The organism is Mitsuaria sp. BK037 (assembly GCF_014193045.1).
GTDB lineage: Bacteria > Pseudomonadota > Gammaproteobacteria > Burkholderiales > Burkholderiaceae_C > Roseateles.
On sequence record NZ_JACHYS010000001.1, the window covers coordinates 474,245 to 495,566 of the forward strand.

General features: G+C 72.0%; 13 protein-coding genes. 9 read left to right on the forward strand and 4 right to left on the reverse strand.

Annotated elements, in window-relative coordinates; genetic code table 11:
• Positions 1-243 precede the first annotated feature (243 nt).
• The 3 genes from FHT37_RS02150 to FHT37_RS02160 all read left to right on the forward strand — a co-directional run bounded on the left by FHT37_RS02150 (position 244) and on the right by FHT37_RS02160 (position 6,129).
• Positions 244-1,359 carry a porin gene (locus FHT37_RS02150; protein ID WP_183478632.1) on the forward strand — a complete coding sequence of 372 codons (1,116 nt, stop codon included), beginning with the start codon at positions 244-246 and terminating at the stop codon, positions 1,357-1,359.
• A 49-nt stretch (positions 1,360-1,408) separates the two neighbouring features.
• Positions 1,409-4,012: a PEP-CTERM sorting domain-containing protein gene (locus FHT37_RS25765; protein WP_183478633.1), complete on the forward strand. Its 2,604-nt coding sequence runs from the start codon at positions 1,409-1,411 to the stop codon at positions 4,010-4,012.
• Between the two features lie 206 nt (positions 4,013-4,218).
• Positions 4,219-6,129 (forward strand): amidohydrolase, encoded by a 1,911-nt coding sequence (locus tag FHT37_RS02160; protein ID WP_217648430.1) that lies wholly within the window; start codon positions 4,219-4,221, stop codon positions 6,127-6,129.
• 78 nt (positions 6,130-6,207) lie between these two features.
• On the opposite strand, the gene FHT37_RS02165 is transcribed toward FHT37_RS02160, so the two are convergent.
• Together FHT37_RS02165 and FHT37_RS02170 are read right to left on the reverse strand one after the other, a co-directional pair.
• On the reverse strand, positions 6,208-7,110 hold the full coding sequence (locus FHT37_RS02165; protein ID WP_183478634.1) for an amidohydrolase family protein: 903 nt from the start codon (positions 7,108-7,110) through the stop codon (positions 6,208-6,210).
• Between the two features lie 52 nt (positions 7,111-7,162).
• Entirely contained in the window at positions 7,163-7,804 is a 642-nt protein-coding gene (locus tag FHT37_RS02170; protein ID WP_183478635.1) for a hypothetical protein, read from the reverse strand.
• Between the two features lie 175 nt (positions 7,805-7,979).
• Between FHT37_RS02170 and FHT37_RS02175 the strand changes: the two genes are divergently transcribed.
• Positions 7,980-8,465, forward strand: a complete 486-nt coding sequence (locus FHT37_RS02175; protein WP_147242034.1) for a hypothetical protein — start codon at positions 7,980-7,982, stop codon at positions 8,463-8,465.
• Between the two features lie 47 nt (positions 8,466-8,512).
• Here FHT37_RS02175 and FHT37_RS02180 read toward each other — a convergent pair whose 3' ends face one another.
• On the reverse strand, positions 8,513-10,372 hold the full coding sequence (locus FHT37_RS02180; RefSeq protein WP_183478636.1) for a glycoside hydrolase family 13 protein: 1,860 nt from the start codon (positions 10,370-10,372) through the stop codon (positions 8,513-8,515).
• 105 nt (positions 10,373-10,477) lie between these two features.
• Positions 10,478-12,211: an alpha-amylase family glycosyl hydrolase gene (locus FHT37_RS02185; RefSeq protein WP_255489470.1), complete on the reverse strand. Its 1,734-nt coding sequence runs from the start codon at positions 12,209-12,211 to the stop codon at positions 10,478-10,480.
• Between the two features lie 361 nt (positions 12,212-12,572).
• On the opposite strand from FHT37_RS02185, the gene FHT37_RS02190 reads away from it, so the two are divergent.
• The 5 genes from FHT37_RS02190 (at position 12,573) to FHT37_RS02210 (ending at position 21,315) form a co-directional block, all read left to right on the forward strand.
• Positions 12,573-15,260 (forward strand): alpha-1,6-glucosidase domain-containing protein, encoded by a 2,688-nt coding sequence (locus FHT37_RS02190; protein ID WP_255489471.1) that lies wholly within the window; start codon positions 12,573-12,575, stop codon positions 15,258-15,260.
• 113 nt (positions 15,261-15,373) lie between these two features.
• Positions 15,374-16,720, forward strand: a complete 1,347-nt coding sequence (locus FHT37_RS02195) for a tetratricopeptide repeat protein (protein ID WP_255489472.1) — start codon at positions 15,374-15,376, stop codon at positions 16,718-16,720.
• 169 nt (positions 16,721-16,889) lie between these two features.
• The gene (locus tag FHT37_RS02200) at positions 16,890-17,660 is read left to right on the forward strand and encodes a response regulator transcription factor (protein ID WP_183478639.1); all 771 of its coding nucleotides are present in this window, start codon (positions 16,890-16,892) and stop codon (positions 17,658-17,660) included.
• Positions 17,657-19,297: a FecR domain-containing protein gene (locus FHT37_RS02205; protein WP_183478640.1), complete on the forward strand. Its 1,641-nt coding sequence runs from the start codon at positions 17,657-17,659 to the stop codon at positions 19,295-19,297. Before FHT37_RS02200 ends, FHT37_RS02205 begins: the two co-directional genes overlap by 4 nt.
• The gene (locus FHT37_RS02210) at positions 19,297-21,315 is read left to right on the forward strand and encodes a CHASE2 domain-containing protein (protein ID WP_183478641.1); all 2,019 of its coding nucleotides are present in this window, start codon (positions 19,297-19,299) and stop codon (positions 21,313-21,315) included. Before FHT37_RS02205 ends, FHT37_RS02210 begins: the two co-directional genes overlap by 1 nt.
• Positions 21,316-21,322: the final 7 nt, after the last annotated feature.

Below are 21,322 nucleotides of genomic sequence, written 5' to 3' on the forward strand. Positions count from 1 at the left end.
ATGTCTCCGGGGCTGCGGGCGCTACGTAGGCTTCATATTAAAAACGTCTCGGATCTCGCGAATCAGTGTATTTGACGCTATGGAGCACCGTCACTAAGGTCCGCCCCGGATACCGACGCAGCGACAGCGAGACAGCGATCCAAGCACCGTCCGAGGACGGTCCGGCGGTCAGTACGACGAACGGTCCCGACGAGGACACGACCACAACAACACGAGACGGAGACAACGTTGAAGGCAACGACCATGCATTCGAGGGGCGCGCGCGCCCGGTCCCTCGCCACCACCGCCACCACCACCATCGCCCAGGCCGCCGCGATCGGCCTGGGCCTGCTGGCCGCCGCCGGCGCGCAGGCGCAGGCCGGCTCCAGCGTGCAGCTGTTCGGCTTGATGGACATCGGCGTGCAGGCGCTGAAGGCCAGCGGGACCGACACGCGCCATCTGGTCAACAGCGACGGCAACACCTCCAGCCGCTTCGGCGTGCGCGGCACCGAGGACCTGGGCGGCGGGCTCAAGGTGGGCTTCTGGCTGGAGTCGGCGGTGTCCGTCGACGACGGCACCAGCGGCGCCACCAGCACCAACAACAAGGACTCGGTCAGCGGCGGCCTGACCTGGGGGCGACGCGCCACGGTGCAGGTCTCGGGCCCGTGGGGCGAGCTGCGGCTGGGCCGCGACTACGTGCCGTCGTTCGGCAACCTGACCACCTCGATGCATCCGTTCGGCACGAACGGCGTGGGCAGCTCGGGGATCCTGTTCTATCCGGTGCCCGCCAACGGCACGACGGCCCGCACCAATGTGCGCGCCTCCAATTCGATCGGCTACTTCACGCCCTCGGGCATCAACGGCTTCTACGGCCACGCGATGCTGGCGCTGGGCGAGCAGGGCGCCGGGCCCACGCGCAAGGATGGCCAGTTGACCGGCATCCGCATCGGCTGGCGCAACGAGACCTTCAACACCTCGGCGGCGATCTCCAAGACCCGCTACGCCACCGGCGACTACACGCAGAGCAACGTCGGCCTGTCCTACCAGTGGGGGCCGGCCAGGCTGATGGCGCTGTGGGGCCGCAACGAGGTCGGCATCTCCCGCACCACGGCGACGATGCTGGGCACGCAGTGGCAGCTGTGGCCGCAGGGCGAGCTCCGCTTCGCCTACACCTGGCTCAAGGCGAGGAATGTCGCGAGCGACGCCACGCACATCGCCATCGGCTACGTGCACGACCTGTCCAAGCGCACCGCGCTGTACACCAACCTGGCGAAGGTCGACAACAAGGGCCGCGGCACGCGCTTCAACGTCGGCCTGGCGACGACCCAGCCCGGCGGCGACAGCGGCGGCTTCGAGGCCGGCGTCCGCCACAACTTCTGACACGCGCTTCAATCCCCAGCAACGAAGGAGCACGACCATGCCGTCCACCATGACGAAGTTTTCCTGGCGCCTGGCCGGCGCGGTCGCGCTCGCGGCCGCCACGCTGGCGCCGTCCGGCGCACGCGCCGAGGCCACGAAGATCCTTTTCGTTGGCAACAGCTACACCTTCGGGCGCGTCGACCCGGTGATGAGCTACAACGCCGCCCAGGTGCACGACCTCACCGCGTCGATGTACGCGACCAACCCGAGCGGCGCCAACAGCTTCGAGCCCCATCCCTGGGGCGGCGTGGCCGGCATCTTCAAGCAGTTCACGGTGCAGGTCGGGCTGGACTACGACGTGTCGATCTCGGCGCGAAACGCGGCCTCGCTGCGCGGGCAGTTCCTCAACACCAACAGCGCCGGCTGGGACCTGCGGGGCAACATCGGCTCGCAGGCCTGGGACAAGGTCGTGCTGCAGGAGCAGAGCGACGAGCCGCTGACGAAGCAGCCGGGACTGGCGTCCAACCCGGCCTACTTCAACACCTACGCCAACCTGATCGAGAACTGGGTCCACCAGGGCAATGCGCTGAGCTACCGCGAGCGCGACCTCATCGGCGGCACCAACGCGAAGTGCGCCGAGATCACCGGCGCGTCGACCGGGACCTGCTCGCTGCTGCGCACGGTCGGCGCGAACGCGCACGCGAACGCGGACGCCGATGTCTACCTGTACCAGACCTGGGCACGGCCCAACCTGGTCAACGCGCCCAGCACCACGGTGACCGACGAGATCACCGGCGCGGTGACGCCGACCGGGCAGCCGGCGTCGTCGTTCTATCCGTCGCTGCAGGCGATGACCGAGGATCTGCGACAGGCCTACGCCGCGGCGGCGCTGATGGCGGGCGCCGATGGCTCGGGCGGCATCGCCGGCGTCGCGCCGGTGGGCGAGGCCTTCATGCGCGCGATCGCCGCCGGCATCGCGACGCCCGACATGTATGCCTCGACCGCGGCGAGCGACGGCCTGCTCGACCTGTGGTTCGACGACGGCACCCATGCGAGCAAGTACGGCTCCTACCTGAGCGCGCTGACGCTGTTCGGCACGATCACCGGTGTCGATCCGTCGGTGCTGGGCCTGGGCGAGATCGCGGCCCGCGACCTGGGCATCAGCGCGCGCGACGCGGTGCTGCTGCAGCGCGTGGCGAGCGAGCAGCTCGGCTTCGTCGCCGCGGTGCCGGAGCCCGGCTCCTTCGCGCTGGCCGCGCTGGGCGTGGCGCTGGTGGGGATGTTGCGGTGGCGCCGGCGCTGGTCGAGCGCGCCGATGATGACGGCGGTCGTGCTCGGCCTGGCGGCCGCGGCGCCGGTGGCCGTAGCGAAGGACGCCAGGGAGGCGCAGGATGCGCAAGACCCGGCCTTCGACATGGCGGCCGAGTCCGCGCCGGCGCCGGCGACCTGTCCGTCGGGCGTGGGCGAGGGCGCGCGTTGCCTGGCGGGCCAGGACAGCGCGGGCGCGTTCTACATGATCGTGATGCCCAAGGCCTGGAACGGCGACCTGGTGGTGCACGCGCACGGTGGGCCCTTCCTCGGCGCGCCGACGGCCAGGCGCGTGGTCGAGGACATCGAGCGCTGGTCGATCATGCCGAGGCTGGGCTACGCGCTCGCGGCGTCGAGCTACCGGCAGGGCGGCGTCGCGGTGACGGCCGCGGCGCAGGACAACGAACGGCTGCGACGCCTGTTCATCAACAAGGTGGCCAAGCCGAAACACGTCTACCTGCATGGCCAGTCCTGGGGCGCCAGCGTCGCGGCCAAGGGCGCAGAGCGCTTCGTCGACGGCAAGCCCTACGACGCGGTGCTGCTGAGCTCGGGCGTGCTGGGTGGCGGCACCCGCAGCTACGATTTCCGGCTCGACCTGCGTGTCGTCTACCAATACCTCTGCCGCAACCATCCGCTGCCGAGCGAGCCGCAGTACCCGCTGAACATCGGGCTGCCGCTCGCCTCGACGATGAAGCAGGCCGACCTCGCCAGTCGCGTGAACGACTGCCTGGGCCTGAACAAGCCCGCGGCGGAGCGCTCGCCCGAGCAGGCCGCGAAGATCAAGACCCTCGTGGACGTGGTCCACATCCCGGAGCGCAGCATCCTGTCGCACCTGAACTGGGCCACCTGGCACTTCCAGGACATCACGTTCAAGCGCACCGGCGGTGCCAGTCCCTTCGGCAACGTGGGCGCGGTGTACGCCGGATCGAGCGACGACGCGGCGCTCAACGCGGGCGTGCAGCGCTACGCGGCGAATCCGAAGGCCGTGGCGATGCTGGCGGCGGACGCGGACCTCGACGGGAAGATCCCGGTGCCGGTTCTGACGGTGCATGCGATCCACGACCCGACCGCGATGGTCGAGCTGCAGGAGAGTTTCGGCCGCACGATGGCGGCGGCGGGGCGCGGCGATGCGCTGGTGCAGACCTTCACCGGCGACAAGGACCACAGCTACCTGAGCGACGCGACCTATGCGGCGCTGATGGAGGCGCTGTCGAGCTGGGCGACGCAAGGCCGAAAGCCGACGCCCGCATCGATCGCCGCCGGTTGCGAGAAGGCACGCGTGACGCTGGGATCGACCTGCCGCTTCGAGCCGGACTACCAGGTCCGGCCGCTGGAGACGCGGGTGGTGGGGCGCGACCGGCCCTGATACCCGGACGGCAGCGACGACACCGGCCACAGTCCGGTGTCCCCACTTTGGGAGAAGCCGGATCCGGCATTCGGGCGAAGAATCGGCGGGTTCATTCGACAGGAGCCGCCATGTTCACCGACCTGATCCGCACCGGCCGCGAGGACGCGCCGCAGGGCAATCGCCGCGACTTCATGGAGGCCGCCGCCGCGCTGGGCCTGAGCGTGATGGCCGGGCCGGTGCTCGCGCAATCCGCCGCGGGCGGAGCGCCGGAGCTGATCCTGCGCAACGGTCGCATCACGACGATGGACCCGGCGCGGCCCGAGGCGAGCGCGATCGCGCTGCGCGACGGCGTGGTGATGGCGGTGGGCGGCGACGCGGAGATCGCCAAGCTCGCCGGCCCCAGGACCCGGGTGGTCGACGTGGAGAAGCGCCGCGTGATCCCGGGGCTGACCGACTCGCACATGCACATCATCCGCGGCGGCCTCAACTTCAACATGGAGCTGCGCTGGGACGGCGTGCGCTCGCTGGGCGCGGCGCTGCAGATGCTCAAGGACCAGGCGGCGCGCACGCCCGCGCCGCAGTGGGTGCGGGTGGTCGGCGGCTGGAACGAATTCCAGTTCGACGAGAAGCGCATGCCGACGCTGGCGGAGCTCAATGCCGCGGCGCCGGACACGCCGGTGTTCGTGCTCAACCTCTACAACATGGCCCTCCTGAACCGCGCGGCGCTGCGCGCGGTCGGCTACACCAAGGACACGCCGCAGCCCGCGGGCGCGATCATCGAGCGCGACGCGCGCGGCGAGCCCACCGGGCTGCTGCTGGCCGAGCCCAACGCCTTCATCCTCTACAACACGCTGAACCTCGGGCCCAAGCTCGATCCGGAGCAGCAGCTCAACTCGACGCTGCACTTCATGCGCGAGGAGAACCGGCTGGGCGTGACCTCGGTGGGCGACGCTGGCGGCGGCTTCCAGAACTATCCCGATGACTACGGGATCATCGACCGGCTCGCCAAAGAGGGCCGGCTGACGGTGCGCATCGCCTACAACCTGTTCCCGCAGAAGGCGAAGCAGGAGCTGGCCGACTTCCAGCGCTGGGCGAAGACCGGCCGGCCCGGCGACGGCAGCGACTTCTACAAGCTCAATGGCGCGGGCGAGATGCTGGCCTTCAGCGCGGCGGATTTCGAGGACTTCCTCGTGCCGCGGCCCGAGATGCCGGCGGCGATGGAAAGCGACCTCGAGGGCGTGGTGCGTTTCCTGGCGGGAAATGGCTGGCCCTGGCGCATGCATGCGACCTACGACGAGACGGTGTCGCGCGCGCTGGATGTCTTCGAGAAGGTCCATCGCGATCATCCGATCGACCAGCTCGGCTGGTTCTTCGACCACTGCGAGACGGTGACGCCGCGCAACCTGGAGCGGATCCGCAAGCTGGGCGGCGGAATCGCGGTGCAGAACCGGATGTCCATGCAGGGCGAGTACTTCATCCGCCGTTACGGGCTGAAGGCGACGGCGGAGACGCCGCCGGTCAAGCGCATGCTGGAGATGGGCCTGCCGGTGTCGCTGGGCACCGATGCGACGCGGGTGAACAGCTACAACCCCTGGCAGGCGCTGTACTGGCTGGTGTCGGGCCGCACCATCGGCGGCACGGTGCTCTATCCGGAGGAACGGCGGCTGGAGCGCATCGCCGCGCTGCGGTTGATGACGGCGGACGGGGCGTGGTTCTCGCGCGAGACGGGGAAGAAGGGCGTGCTGAAGGCGGGCGCCTTCGGCGACCTGGCGGTGCTGGACCGCGATTTCCTCACCGTGCCGGAGGACCAGATCCAGGACATCACCTCGGTGCTGACGGTGGTGGCGGGCAAGCCGGTGCATGGCAGCGGCGCTTACGCGTCGCTCGCGCCGCCCTTGCCGCCGGCGATGCCGGACTGGTCCCCGGTGCGTCGCTACGGCGGCTACCAGGCGCGCAAGTCGTCGACGTCCGCGATGAGCGATGCCGAGCGCCGCTACCAGTACGCCGCGATGTGCGGCTGCGCCAGCCAGTGCGGCGTGCATGGCCACGACCACACGGCGGTCGCGAGCGCGGCGAGCGATGCCTCGGCGGCGCAGGCGTTCTGGGGCGCGCTGGGCTGCAGCTGCTACGTGTGACGGAGCGGCAAGGGAGGCGAGGGCGGTGAGGGCGCGCTGAAGCGACGATGACGCGGCGCCGGGGCGCTGGAGCGCCGCTCAGGGCGGCAACCCGAACAGCCTGGCCGCGTTGCCCCAGGCGATGCGCCGGGCGATGTCGGTGGGCAGCTCGCCGAGCCAGGCGCGGTAGCCCTGCATGGTGGCGTCGTAGTGCTGCCAGCGCTGGTTGACCCAGGTGTCGGAGCCGACCAGGAAGCGATCGGGATGGCGCTCGATCAGCGCGCGCCAGTCGGGGCAGAGCTTGCCGTCGTCGCAGGTGAGGCCGGGGCGGTAGGACAGCTCGCCCATCAGCCGCGGGTACTTCGCGAGCAGGGCCTGGACGCGCTCGATCGGGGTGCCGTTGATGCCGGTGTGGGCCCAGATCAGGCGGAGCTCGCGTCCCTGGCTCGGCGTGGCGGCCATCAGCAGGTCGATTGCCTCGTCGTCCACATGGGCGAGCACCACGAGCGACTTCTCTTCGGCCAGCGCCATCAACTGGCGCGCGACGGGACCGCGCGCGTTGGCGCTGTCGTAAAGGTGGAACTCGCCGAGGCCGCGATACGGCCCGGCCGCGGTGCCGCGCGCGAGTTCCTCCTGGACCATGCGGTAGATGCTGGGATCGCGGAACCAGTTGTCGTAGTCAGCGCGCGTGCGATAGAGCCGGATGAAGGGCACGACGGTCACGCCGGCGGCGCGGGTCTCCGGCAACCCGGCGAGGGCGCGCGTGCCGTCGTTCGGACGCGAGTTGGAGAGGATGGCCTTCACGCCGTTGCGCTGCATCCGCGCGAGCACGTCGGCCGGCGGATGCGGACCGTCGCGGCCGTTCCAGGCTTCCTCGTTGTAGTGGAGGTGCGCGTCGAAGAGCGGGCCGGTGTAGTCGGCCGCGAGGGCGCCGCCGGACCACGCCGGCGACAGCGCCAGCACGACGAGCAAGGACAGCAGGGCAGGCAGCACACGGCGCATGGGCAGGCTCCAGGGCGATGAGGTCGCGGTGGATTCTGCGCCTGCGAGGCGCCTATCGACGATCGGGGAAGGTCCCGGGCAGCGGCGCCAGCGAAGAGGCGCCGGGTCCGATGGGCGCGAGCGGGAGGCAGCGATCCGGTGACGGATCGCAGAAGCTGACATCGATGAGGTCGGTGGATGGGCGCCGTGGGCGCAGGATCAACTGCGGCACGCGCGGCCAGCGTGCCAGGAGCACGCGCTCGATGACGGCGCGAGGCACGGTGGGCAGCCGGACGGACAGCCACTCGACGTCCTTGAAGCGGGTCATCTCCAGGCCTTCCCAGTCGATGAACGCGGGCGGATCCTGAAGGATCAGCGTCGCCTGCGGGTGAAGGCCGGTCGACCGCGCCGTGAGCGCGAGGTGGGCGCAGGCCGCCTCGCAGAGGCCATGCACCTCCACGCGCCTGAACACGAATGCCGCATGCAGGGCGAGCCGGGTCCTGATGGGCCGGCCGCCGCGCAGGTCCTTCAGATGGATCGCGTCGACACCGGGGCGGCGCAAGGCGTTGTCGATCCGCTCGACGGCCGCGTCGTCAAGCACGCCGTCACGTATCCAGAGGTCGGAGCCATCCCGGTCAATGCTGATCGCCAGCGCATCCGACGCGGCACCGATCGCCGCGGCGAATCCCAGCCGCCTTATGAGGTTCATCCACATGGGCGCGTCGGTCACGCTCGCGGCCGCATCGGTTCGAAGACGTCCCGCAGCGCCCGTTCGGGCGCGCGCCGGATGCAATTCTGACCACCCGGCATGCCGCCAGGGCCGCTCGGCGCGGGAGCCCCCCTTGCCCGCCCAGGGCCACACCCGTCCCTGCCGCTTGCCGGAGAGCCTCATGCACCATTTCTCGCCTCGCAGCCTTCGCACCACCGATCTCATCCGCGAATCGCTGATCGCCGGACTCGCTTCCGGCTTGCTCTCCGCCGCGGCCGTGGCCTGGGGCAGCCGCGCCGGCGGCCATCGCGCGGTGGCGGGCCTCAACGCGCCCAGCCATTGGCTCTGGGGCGACGAGGCGCTCGAGTCCGACGCCTGCAACCTGCGCCATACCGGCGTTGGCGTCGCGACGCACGTGGCCTCGGCCTTGTTCTGGGGCGGGATCTACGCGCTGATGCGCGGCTGGCATCGGCGGCCGACACCGCTCAATGCGGCGACCGATGCGGTCATCCTGACCGGCGCCGCGGTGGTCACCGACTACCTGCTCGTGCCCCGGCGCCTGACGCCGGGCTTCGAGGCCCGGCTCACGCCGCGCCGGCTGGGCATCGTCTACCTGGCGCTTGCCGGTGGACTGGTGCTCGGCGCGCTGTGCAGCGAGCGGGACTGAACCCGCGCTGGCGATGATCGGGCGCGGCGTGCCGCGCCCGGCCCCGGTCACTCGATCGACAGCAGCGTCACCGACCGCGCCGGCAGGCTGAGCGACGCGCCCAGCGTCGCCTTCTGCCCGGTCATGACGTCGGTGGCGGTCTCGCCGCCGCGCAGCATCTCGGTGAAGCGCGTCAGGTCCAGCTCCCGCGCCTCGCGCGCCTTGTTCAGCACCAGCATCAGCCGCTTGCCGCCCAGGCCCTTCGCCGCGTCGTAGCGGAACAGCACATAGGCCTCGTTCAGCGGCGCGTACTGCATCAGCGCGCCCTCGTGGACCAGCCGCTCCGACTTGCGCCAGTTCAGCAGCCGCTTCAGCCAGGCCTGCGCGCCGGCCTGGCGCTCGCTCAGGCCCGCGCCGGTGAAGGCGTTGACCGCGTCGCCGGCCCAGCCGCCGGGGAAATCCGCCCGGGCCGCGCCGTCGTCGCGGTGGCGCGGGCTGGTCATCAGGATCTCGGTGCCGTAATAGAACTGCGGAATGCGGCGCACCACGCTCAGGAAGGCCCAGGCCATCTTCGTCAGGTCCAGGTCCTCGTGCAGCATGCTGTACAGGCGCGGCGTGTCGTGGTTGCCCTCGAAGAGCACCAGGTTGGCCGGGTCCGGATAGACGAAGTCGTGCGCCAGGCCCTCGTACAGCCGCGTGAAGCCGCCATCGTGCGAGTCGGCCTGGTTCAGGCCGGCCAGGATGGCCTCCTGCATCGGGAAGTCCATCAGGCTCGGCAGCGACGACACGTAGCCATCGTGGTTGCGCTTGCCCGCCTGCCAGTACGACACCACCGCGGGATGCGGGCTCCATTCCTCGCCGACGATGTTGAGCTTCGGATACTCGTCCTTCAGGCGGCGCGACCAGGCGGCCAGGAAGTCCTTGTCCGAATAGCTGTAGGTGTCGGTGCGCACGCCCGCCAGCCCCGCGCTCTCGATCCACCACAGGCTCATCTGCGTGAGGTAGGTCGCCACCAGCGGCTGGCGCTGGTTGAGGTCGGGCATGTCCGGCGTGAACCAGCCGTCGCTGAAGCGCTTGCGGTCGCTCGGCGCCGCGTAGGGATCCTGCAGCGACATGCGCGCGTGATGCGTCTCGGTGTAGCGGGGCCAGACGTTGACCCAGTCCGCCGTCGGCAGGTCGGCCATCCACCAGTGGTGCACGCCGATGTGGTTCAGCACGATGTCCTGGATCAGCCCCAGGCCGTGGCGCTTCGCTTCCGTCGCCAGGCGCATGAAGTCGGCATTGGTGCCGAAGCGCGGATCCACCTTGTAGAAGTCGGTCGCCGCATAACCGTGGTAGCTCCACTTCGGGCTGTTGTTCTCGGACAGCGGCGTCGGCCACAGCATCGTGAAGCCCATGCCCGCGATGTAGTCGAGGTGCGCGGTCAGCCCGGCGAGGTCCCCGCCGTGGCGGCCGCCCGGATCGTCGCGCCGCAGGCCTTCGGCCATGCCGGGCACCTCGTCGTTGCGCGGGTCGCCGTTGGCGAAGCGGTCCGGCACCACCAGGTAGATCGCGTCCTTCGGGCCGAAGCTCTCGCGCTGCGCCGAACCGGGCGCGCGGGCGCGCAGCGGGTAGCGGTGCTCCAGGACGGTCCGACCCTCCTGCTGGAGCTGCAGCGTCAGCGTGCCCGGCTGCGCGGTGGGCGCGATGCGCAGGTCGACGAACAGGTAGTTGGGGCTGTCGCCCCGCCGCGTGCCGACCAGCGTCACGCCGGGCGCCGGCACGAGCGCGACCTGCAGCGCGCCGATGCCGGCGCCGTGCAGCATCACCTGCAGCTCGGGGGACTTCATGCCGACCCACCAGTTCGGCGGCTCGACGCGGTCGAGCGTGACGGTGGCGGGGAGGGAGACGGAAGCGGCCGTCGCGGCGGCGGCGGGAGTGTGCGTCATGGCAAGCAGGCTCAAGGCGAGGGGGAGGAGGGGGGCGAGGAATGAAGCGAGGGACGTGGCAAGCGGCGCCGCGGGACGGGTCGGAGCGATCATCGTGCCCGTCCTTCAGCGCAGGCGGAAGACCTGCACCGACAGCGGTGCCGCGGTCAGGGTCAAGCGGCCGGTGGCGTCGACGCGGGGCGCCGGCATCGGCGGCCGCTCCGGCGTGGAGGCGGTCGGATGGAGTCGGCGCAGCGGGCGTTTCGCGCTCAGGCCGGCGAGCGCGACCTGTGCTGCCTCCTGGCCGTAGTTGATGACCACGAGCACGCGCTCGCCCCGGTACGCACGCTGGAAGCTCAGCACGCGGCCCTGCGCCAGCGGCGCTTCGTAGCTGCCGCGTGCCAGCGCCGGTTGCGTGTTGCGCAGCGCCAGCATCGCCTTGTAGAAATTCAGCAGCGAGCCCGGATCGGCCGCCTGCGCCTGCGCGTTGTGCGTGGCGATGTTGGGCGCCGCCGGCCGGAAGGGCGCGCCGGAGCTGAAGCCGCGCACGTCGCCGGTCCAGCTCATCGGCGCGCGCAGCGGCGCGTCGCCCGGCAGGCCCGCGACACCGGCCTGGCCGATCTCCTCGCCGTAGTAGAGGAAGGGCGTGCCGGGCAGCAGCAGGTAGGTGGCGGCGGCGAGCTTGTAGCGCGCCTCGTCGCCCTGGAACTGGTCCCAGGGGCGACGGCCCGCGAAGATGTCGTGGTTGCTCAGCATCGTCGCCATCGACAGCGGTGACTCGGTGAAGAAACGCGCGATCCGGGCGACCGCCTCGTCGGCGCCATCGCCGCCCTTGGCCGCATCGATCACCGCGCGCTCCAGCCCGAAGGCGAAGGCGCTACCGCAGATCTCGGGCCGGGTGTAGACCTTGGGCTCGGCCGTCGCCTCGCAGACGACGAAGCGATGCGGATAGCGCTTGATCAGCCGCGCGAAGTCGCCGGTGAGCGCGCGGCTCTCCGGCTGGTCGTTCCAGTCCCTGGCGTTGTTCTCGATCAGGTGCGGCACCGCGTCGAGGCGGTAGCCGTCCAGGCCGCGGTTGAGCCAGAAGCGCAGGCTGTCCGCGTGGTACTTCACCACCGCCGGATTGCGCATGTTGAAGTCGGGCATGTCGGGACCGAAGGTCGCGAAGTAGCGCGGCGAGCCGGCCGGCGCCAGGGGCGTCGAGGTCGGCTTGGGGGGCTTGGCCGTCTTTGGGGCGCTGGCGCCTTCGGGCGGGTCGGGCAGCTCGGGCACCTGCTCGCCGGGCAGGTACCACGGCGTGTGGCCCCAGATGTCCCAGTCCGCCAGCTCCGCCAGCGGCTGGGGGCTCCACACGAACCAGTCGCGCCACGGACTGGCCGGATCGGCGGCCGCGGCCTGGAACAGCGGATGCTCCCGCGCGCCGTGGTTGATCACGTAGTCCATGACCACGCCGATGCCGCGCCGGTGGGCCTCGCGGATCAGCTCGTCGAAGTCGGCCAGCGTGCCGTACTGCGGCTCGATCGCGCGGTAGTCCGTCGTGGCGTAGCCGTGGTCGTGGTCGGCGCTGGCGGTGATCGGCATCAGCCACAGGCCCTTGACCCCCAGGTCCTTCAGGTAGTCCAAGCGCTGCGTCACGCCGCGCAGGTCACCGATGCCATCGCCGTCGCTGTCCTGGAAGCCCCGCACGAAGATCTCGATGAACGGCCCGTGCTGCCAGCCCTCCGGCAACGCGCTGCGGCCCAGCCGCTCCGGCACCGGCGACAGGTCCACCGGCGCGGCGGGCGCGGCGCCGGCGCCTGTCGCCGTGAGCAAGGCCAGCGTCGCCAGGGCGGCGGCGAAGGCGAGGGGGCGAGGCGTCATCTCGCGGTCTCCTGATCTTTGGGTTTGTAGCAAAAGTACAAATCTCGATGAGGCGGTTGTGAGTTCTTTGAATACCGCCGCGGCGCAGCATAGAAGGATTGAGTAGTGATGGGAAGTCCTGATCCTCCTGATATGTAGTTTTGCTACCATCCAAAACCGAACCCGCTGCCAGCCCTCGGGATGGCCTCGGATCAAAAAACAACAGTTCGATGGAGATCCGATGGGCGTTCGTCCGACCCCGTGCCTGTCCTGGCGCCGTCCCTGGTTCCGTCTCCGGCCCGGTTTTCGGTCCGGTCTCCGGTCGCGTGCGGCGGCGGTGATGCTGAGCGGCCTGGCGACGCTTCCTGCTTGGGCGTCTTCGATGGGATCTCCCGACGCGGCGCCGGGTTCGGCGCTCGCCGCCTGCGATGCCGGGCCGGTGACCCTGCTGCGCGCGCAAGCGCCCGCGCTCAAGGCGACGACGGACGCGCCGCAGCCGGTCTGGCTCGATGACCGCCGGCTGCGTTGGCCGGGGCTCGCGCTGGGCGCGGGGCAGGTCGTGCGCTTTCATCATTCGGCCGCAGGCGCGCTCGATGTGGTCGATGGGAGCCTCGCTGGCAGCGATCTCAGCGGCGCCCTCGAACTGGCGAAGGACGCGCCAGGCGCCGAGATCGCCGCGCAGGGCGCCTACCTGGGCGCGGGCCTGGACTTCACCATCGATCCCGCCGTCGACCGGCGCGCGCTGCATCGCGGCCAGACGCTGATCACCGTGGAGGACGACCAGGGCCGCGTGCTGCGCTGGAGCCCGGCGCAGACGGCCCGGGCGCTCGACGTGCTCCATGCCGCCGCGGAGGAGGAGCGCGCGCTCGGTGTCTCGCTGACGCCGGCCGGCGCCAGCTTCAAGCTGTGGGCGCCGACCGCCGATCGCGTCGAGCTGTGCCTCCACGACGGCCCCGACAGCGCCGCCCGCGCCCGCCTGCCGATGACGCGCGACGAGCTGACCGGCATCTGGTCCGCCGCCCGGACCGGCGTGCGCAGCGGCGCGTACTACCGCTACCTCGTCGAGGTCTTCGTGCCCGGCGTCGGCCGGGTCCGCAACCTGGTGACCGATCCCTATGCGGTCAGCCTCTCGGCCGACTCGGCGCGCGCCTATGTCGCCGACCTGTCCGAGCCCCGGCTGCAGCCGCGTGGCTGGGCGGCCAGCCGCATCCCCGACCGGGTGAAAGCGACGACCGACATGGTCGTCTACGAGCTGCATGTGCGCGACTTCTCTCGCGACGACCCGACCGTCCCCGCGGCGCAGCGCGGCAAGTACCTCGCGTTCACGCGGAGCGACTCGGCCGGCATGCGCCATCTGCGCGCGCTGAGCCGCGCCGGCCTGACCGACGTGCACCTGCTGCCGGTCTTCGACCTGGCCACCGTGCCCGAGCGCGGCTGCGTGGTCCCGCGCGTGCCGGCGGCCGCGCCCGACAGCGATGCGCAGCAGGCCGCCGTCATGGCGGTCGCCGATGCCGACTGCTTCAACTGGGGCTACGACCCCTACCACTACAGCGCGCCGGAGGGCAGCTTCGCCAGCGACGCGAACGACGGCGAGGTCCGCGTGCGCGAGCTGCGCGCGATGGTGATGGGCCTGCATACGGCCGGCCTGCGGGTGGGCATGGACGTCGTCTACAACCACACGACGGCCGCGGGGCAGCAGCCGCATTCGGTGCTGGACCGCATCGTCCCCGGCTACTACCAGCGGCTGGACGCGCGGGGGCGCGTCGAGCGCTCGACCTGCTGCGACAACACCGCCACCGAGCACCGGATGATGGGCAAGCTGCTCATCGACTCGGTGCTGCTGTGGGCGCGGGAGTACAAGATCGCGTCCTTCCGCTTCGACCTGATGGGCCATCAGCCGCGCGCCGTGATGGAGCGCCTGCAGGCGCGGCTCAAGCGCGAGCTCGGCCGGGAGGTGCAGCTGATCGGCGAGGGCTGGAACTTCGGCGAGGTCGCCAACGGCGCGCGCTTCGTGCAGGCCTCGCAGTTGTCGCTGAACGGCACCGGCATCGGCACCTTCAGCGACCGCGGCCGCGACGCGGTGCGCGGCGGCGCGGCGGGCGACGACGCGGCGACCTCGATGCGCCGGCCTGGCTTCGTCGTGCCCGCGTCCGCCGACGACGCCGCACGCCGCGAGGAACTGCTGCGCCAGGGCGACCTGCTGAAGCTGGCGATGGCGGGCACGCTGCGCGGCTTCCCGCTGGCGACCGCCGACGGCCGGCAGGTGACCGGCGAGCGCCTGCCCTACGGCGACCAGCCGGCCGGTTATGCGTCGGTGCCGGCCGAGGTCGTCAACTACGTCGAGAACCACGACAACCAGACGCTGTTCGACGCCCTGGTGCTGAAGCTGCCGCGCGCCACCAGCGCCGACGATCGCGCCCGCACCCAGGCCGTCGCCCTGGGCATCAACGCGCTGAGCCAGGGGATCGCGTATTTCCATGCCGGCGGGGAGTTGCTGCGGTCCAAGTCGATGGACCGCAACAGCTACGACTCGGGGGACTGGTTCAACCGGCTCGACTGGACCGGCCGGGACAACGGCTTCGGCGCCGGCCTGCCGCCCACGCGGGACAACGGCGCGGACTTCGCGCTGCTGCGTCCGCTGCTGGCCGATCCCGCGATCAAGCCGGGGCCGGCGGTGATCGACTGGACGCGCCGCGTGTTCCTCGACCAGTTGCGCCTGCGCGCCAGCACCCCGCTGTTCCGGCTGAACGAGCCGAGCGAGATCGCGCGGCGGCTGGTCTTCCACAACACCGGGCCGGCGCAGCAGCCGGGCGTGATCGTCGGGCGACTGGACGGCGCGGGGCGCGCGGACGCGGTCTTCGACCGGGTGCTGTACGTGGTCAATGCCACCGCGGCGCCGGCGGCGCTGACGATCGCTGCCGAGTCGGGGTTCCCATGGCGGCTGCATCCGGTGCAGCGCGCCGCCGGCGCCGCCGACGCGCGGATCCGCCGCGAGGCCTCGGCCGATGCGCGCGGCGCCTTCCGCGTGCCGGCGCGCAGCGTGACGGTCTTCGTGGTCGAGCGCCGCTGAGGGCCTCGTTCACGCCGCATATCCCCGTCTTCGTCGCACGGAGGTGCGCGCGCGGCGCGGCAGGACTAGCATGGTCGCCAGCGGCCCTGTCAGAGGCCGCGTCGGAGACGGTCATGGGAACGAGCCACGCGATCCACGAGGTCCACCCCGCAGCATCCGGGATCTCCCGGGGAGCGGCGCATCCAGCGCATCCGGTGCATCCGACGCGCGCGCCGGGGTGGCGGGCGACGCTGCTGGGCGCGCCGCGGCGCGCCGGCCTGGCGCTGATGGCGGCCCTGGCGCTGACCTCGACCTTGACCGGCTGCGCGTCGGTGGGCGACGAATCGACGGCGGCCCGGGTCGACACCGCGCCGCTGATCCATGACGAGCTGTTCCCGCCATCGCGCGACGTGATCGATCCGGCGCAGGTGATGGCGATGTCGCCCAAGATGCGCGAGTTCCTGCGCGCCCGGTTGCCCAACGCCGGCAGCGGCACGCTGATGACGGAGACCCGCGACATGCGCCACATGTTGCTGGATGCGCTCTACACCCGCGGCGAGCTGCAGCTCGAGTACGACGCCGAGACGACGCGCACCGCCGCCGAGGCCTTCGACGCCAAGGCCGGCAACTGCCTGTCGCTGGCGATGATGACGGCGGTCTTCGCCCGCGAGGCCGGCATGCCCATCATGTTCCGGCAGATCTACGACGAGGAGCAGTGGAGCCGCGTCGGCGACCTGCAGGTCGTCTCGGGCCACGTCAACATCGCGCTGGGCCGGCGCAAGTCGGACTTCCGCGTGATCGGCAACGACGAGCCCTCGCTGGTGGTGGACTTCCTGCCCGGCGCGCAGATCGCGCGCCAGCGCGCCATGCCGCTGGAGGAGCGCACCATCGTCGCGATGTACTTCAACAACCGCGCCGCGGAGCTGATGGCGCAGGCCCAGCTCGACCGCGCCTACTGGTACGCGCGGGCCGCCTGGCTGCACGAGCCGCGGCTGCTGGCGGCGCTGAACACGCTGGGCGTGATCTACCGCCGCCATGGCGACACGGCGCTGGCCGAGCGCGCCTTCCGCGCGGTGCTGGCCCGCGAGCCGGCCAACGTGCAGGCGATGGCCAACCTGGCGCAGGCGCTGCGCCTGCAAGGCCAGCTCGCCGAGGCGGAGCAGCTCGAGACCCGGCTCGCGCAGATCCAGCCCTATCCGCCGTTCAAGTTCTTCGACCTCGGCGTCGCCGCGATGAAGGCCGGCGAGTACGCCCAGGCCCGCGACCTCTTCGCCAAGGAGATCGCGCGCTCCGCCTACTACCACGAGTTCCATTTCTGGATGGCGCTGGCCAACGTCGGCCTGGGCAAGTGGGACGTGGTGCGCGAGGAACTCGCCAAGGCCGAGGAGTACAGCGTCACCCAGCCGCAGCGCCGCCTGTACGCGGCCAAGCTCGAGAGCCTGAAGGCGCGGATGGAGCGGACGTCGACGAAGCTTCGTTAGGTCGCGCCACCTGTCGCGCTGCCCGAAGCGCTGCCCGCCGCGCGAGAGACATCCGGTCCCTCGCCAGGCGTATTCCTGTGGCCGACGGTCGCAGATCGCCCGGCCGTGAAGAGAAATTCGTGATTCTGTGCACAATCCGCCGCCGTTTGACCAGCCTTGGGGAGGGCTCATGCAAATCGCGGTGGTGGACGACGACATTCATCTGCTAGAGCTGTTGTCGAGGACCGTGGCATCGATGGGGCATGTGCCCCACCGTTTCGCCGACGGCGCGAGCCTGCTGCAGGCGATGCGGCGCCAGACCTTCGACCTGCTGCTGGTGGACTGGGAGCTGCCCGGCCTGTCCGGCGTGGAGGTCGTGCAGACGGTGCGCGCAGAGGGCGCCGGCATGCCCATCGTGATGGTCACCCACCGCGATGCGGAGCGGGACATCGTTCAGGGACTGACCAAGGGCGCCGACGACTATGTCGTCAAGCCGGTGCGCGGCGCCGAACTCAAGGCGCGCCTGCTGGCCCTGCTGCGTCGCGCCTATCCCGAGCAGGGCGGCGTGCAGCGCCATGGCGCCTTTGAATGGCGCGCGGCCACGCGCGACTGGCTCAAGGACGGCGTGCCGGTCGAGCTCAAGCCGCGCGAATTCGACCTGGCCGCCTGCCTGTTCCGGCAGATCGGGCGGGTGCTGTCCCGCAGCTACCTGATGAACGCCGTCTGGGGACGGGACGACGAGGTGCCGACGCGGACCCTGGACACGCACATCTCGTCGATCCGGCTGAAGCTGGGCCTCCGGCCCGAGCAGGGCTATCGACTGGGCGCCGTGTACGGCCATGGCTACCGGCTGGAAGCGCTGGAGCACGCCGAGGCGCCCGCCATGCCGCCGGTCGCGCCGTCCCCCGGCGCCGAGACCGGCGCGACGCGGGACCTGCCGGTCCGCGAGTCCAGCGAATGAGCCGCGCACCCTCGAGCGTGCTGTTCGCGGCCTTGCTGACCGCCGGCGTCCTGTCGACCGCCCGGGCGCAGGGCGCGGACACCGTCGCCCATGTCGTGCAGCGCGGCGAATCGCTCTATCGCATCGCCCAGGAGCAGCTGGAAGAGCCCTCGCGCTGGCCGGAGCTGGCGCGGCTCAACCGCATCGCGCGTCCCTCGCGGCTGCAGCCCGGACAGCGCCTGCTGCTGCCGCTCGCGCTGATGAAGGGCCAGGCGAGCCCGGCCACGGTGGCCTACGTCCGCGGCGGCGTGCTGGCGGATGGCGTCGCCTTGCGCATCGGCGACCGCATCGCGGAGGCCGCGACGCTGACCGTGCCGGCGCAGGGCTTCATCAGCGTGACGCTGGCCGATGGCTCGCTGCTGCAGCTGCAGTCGGGCTCCGTCGCGCGCCTGGTCCGCCTGCGCGAGTTGCCGCGCGAGACGCGCAACACCTTGATCGAACTCGATCGCGGCCGGATTGACCTGCGGGTGTCGCCGCAGACGCCCGGGTCGCGCTTTCGCGTCCGCACGCCGCTGGCAACCGCGGGCGTGCGCGGGACCCGTTTCGGCGTGACGATGCCGGCGCAGGGCGGCTTGACGGCCGCCGACGTGATCGAAGGCCGGGTGGCGGTGGAGGCCGCGCGGGGGGGCGCGACGGAGACGTCGGTCTCGATCGGCGAGGGCGCCGTGGTGCGCGCGGGGCGTTCGCCCGAGCTGCGGACCCTGCCGCCCGCGCCGCCGTGGGCGGACGAGCTGCGGCTGGAGAGCCTGCCCGGCGAGCTGCCCATCGGTGAACTGAGCGCCGACCAGCAGGTGCGCGTGGAGATCGCCGATGACGACGCGTTCACGCGGGTCGTCGCCACCCTGCAGGGCCGGCCGCCGCTGTCGGTGCCGGTGCTGCCCGACGGCCGCTACCGGATCCGCGGCCGGCTGCTGGACGCGGACGGCCTGTTCGGCCGCGAAAGCACGGCGCGGCTGCGCATCAAGACCCTGCCGCATGCGCCGATCGCGCGCGAACCGGCCCAGGGGCAGGTCCTGCCGCCCGCGCCCGTGACGCTGCGATGCACCGAGGTGCCGGGCGCGCAGGGCTACCTCTTCCAGGTCTCGACCGATGCGCGCTTCGAGCGCCCGCTGCTGGAGCGGCAGGTCTCCGGCGCCGCCTGCGCCTTCGAGTGGGCCTCGGCGCTGATCGGCGTGCTCCACTGGCGCGTCGCCTCGCTGGCGCCCGAGCCGGACGGCACGCTGGAGCGCGGCCCATTCGGCGACCCGAGCCGGCTGGAGATCCGTCCGCTGCCGGTGGCGCCCGCGGGCGCCGAGCTGTCGCTGCAGGGCGACCGCCTGCACTGGGCCGGCGCGGCGGGGGCCCGCTACCGCGTGCAGGTGGCGCAGGACACCGGCTTCGAGCGGATCCTGTCCGACGTCGAGGTCGACGCGCCCGAGGCGCGCCTGACCCTGCCCACCGGCTGCCGCTCGCTGGCGGTGCGCCTGCAGGTCATTGATGCGCTCGGACGCCGCTCCGCCTTCGGCGCGGCGCGGCTGATCAGCGGCGAGGGCGGCCTGTGCACCGAGGACGGGGCAGCCGTCGGCGCTACCGCCGGCGCGGTGCGCATCGGACGCTGATGCGCAGCGCCTGGCTCGCCGATGCCCGCTTCCGACGCCGGCTCCACGCGCTGGGGTGGGCCTGCTTCATCGGGGCCGTGGCCGGTGCTGGCGCGCTGGGGACCTCGGGCGTGGGGCGGCTGGACGCGCTCATCACGGACGCCTTCCTCCACTGGTCGCCGCGCGCCCTCCCGGACGACGTGGTCATCGTGGCCGTGGACGACGCCAGCCTGGCGGCGCTCGGGCGATGGCCCTGGCCGCGCGACGTCCATGCCCGCCTGCTGGACCGGCTGACGGCCGCGGGCAGCCGCGCGGTCGGCCTGGACCTGATCCTCTCCGAGCCCGACCCGGCGCACGACGCGGCGCTCGCCGCGGCACTGCGTCGTCATGGACACGTGGTGCTGCCGCTGCACTTCACGCCGGGCCAGATGCTGGGCCAGCCGCCGGGCGGCATGGTGTCCCTGCCGGTGCCGGCGCTGGCCGGCGCGGCGGCCGGCCTGGGCCAGCTGCATGTCGACCGGGATGCCGACGGCCTGGTGCGGGCCCTGTTCCTGAGGGAAGGCTTCGGCAGCGTGAGCTGGGACCATTTCGCCGTGGCGCTGCTGCGGCAGGCGCGCCCCGGCATCGACCTTCCCGAGCCGGCGCCCGACCCGGCGGATGGGACGGGAGCGGCGGGAACGGCGGGAACGGCCGGACGGGCAGGACGGGCGGAGGCCGGTCGCTGGAACCGGTCGGCGCGTTTCCTCATCCCGTTCGCCGGACCGCCCGGCAGCGTCCGGCGCGTGTCCTACGTCGACGTGCTGCGCGGCCGGGTGGACGCCGCCACTTTCAAGGAGGCGACCGTGCTGGTCGGGGCCACCGCGCCGGGTCTGACCGATGCCTATCCCACCCCGGTGTCGCGCACCGAGGCGCTCATGCCGGGCGTGGAGATCACCGCGCAGGCCCTGGTCGCGCTGCGCGAGGGAAGGACTCTGCGCCCGCCGACGTGGTGGCAGGGCGCCTTGCTGGCGGTGACGCCGCTGCTGCTCGCGCTCGCGGTGCTGCGCCGGACGCGGCCGCGCGTCGGGCTCGGCGTGGCGCTTGGCCTGATGCCGGCGATCGTGGTGCTCGCCTGGGCGCTGCACCATCTGGCCGGCGTGGTGTGGGCGCCGTCGGCGGCGCTGGCGGGCCTGGCGCTCGTGATCCCGCTCTGGAGCTGGCAGCGCCTCGAGACCGCGCTCGCCTACTTCGAGCGCGAGTTCCACCGCGTGCGGGAGCGGCTGCCGCCACGCGACGGCCTGGCCGTCTCCGCGTCCGGGGGCGATCCGCTGGACCGCCGCATGGCCGCGCTGACCGCGGCGGCGAGCCGGTTGCGCCAGCTCGAGGGCCAGCGCCGGCAGGCGATGGATTTCCTCTCCCACGACCTGCGCGCGCCCTTGTCCGCGACGCTGGCCCTGATCGAGCTGGCCGACGCCGGCGCCGGCGCCGACGCCAACGGACCGACCCTGGCGGCGATCGAGGTCCAGACCCGGCGCGCGCTGGCGCTGGCCGAAGGTTTCGTCGAACTGGCCCGGGCGGAAGCGCCCGAGGCGCTGCGGACGGCGCCGCTGGACCTGCGCGACGTGATCGTCGAAGCGGTGGACGGCGCCTGGTCCGAGGCGCGCCAGCGCGGCGTCGCGATCGAGACGCGCGCGCCGGTCGAGGAGGCCGTCTGCGACGGCGACGTGGCGCTGCTGGTGCGCGCCGTGGGCAACCTCGTCGACAACGCGCTGAAGTACGGCCGCGCCGGCGGCGTCGTGCGCTGCGAGCTGTCCCGGACCGCGACGGGCTGGCGCATCGACGTGGCCAGCCAGGGCGAGCCGCTGGCGCCGGCCGAAGCCGCGCCACTGTTCGACCGCTTCGCCCGCGCCGCGGGGGGCGCCGCGCGCGCCACCGCCGGTGCCGGCCTCGGGCTGGCCATCGTCCGCTCGGTGGCCCGGCGGCATGGCGGCGACGCCGGCTGGCGCCCGGCCGACGACGGCAACCTGTTCTTCATCGAGCTGCCCCGCGCCGCCGGCTGACGGACCA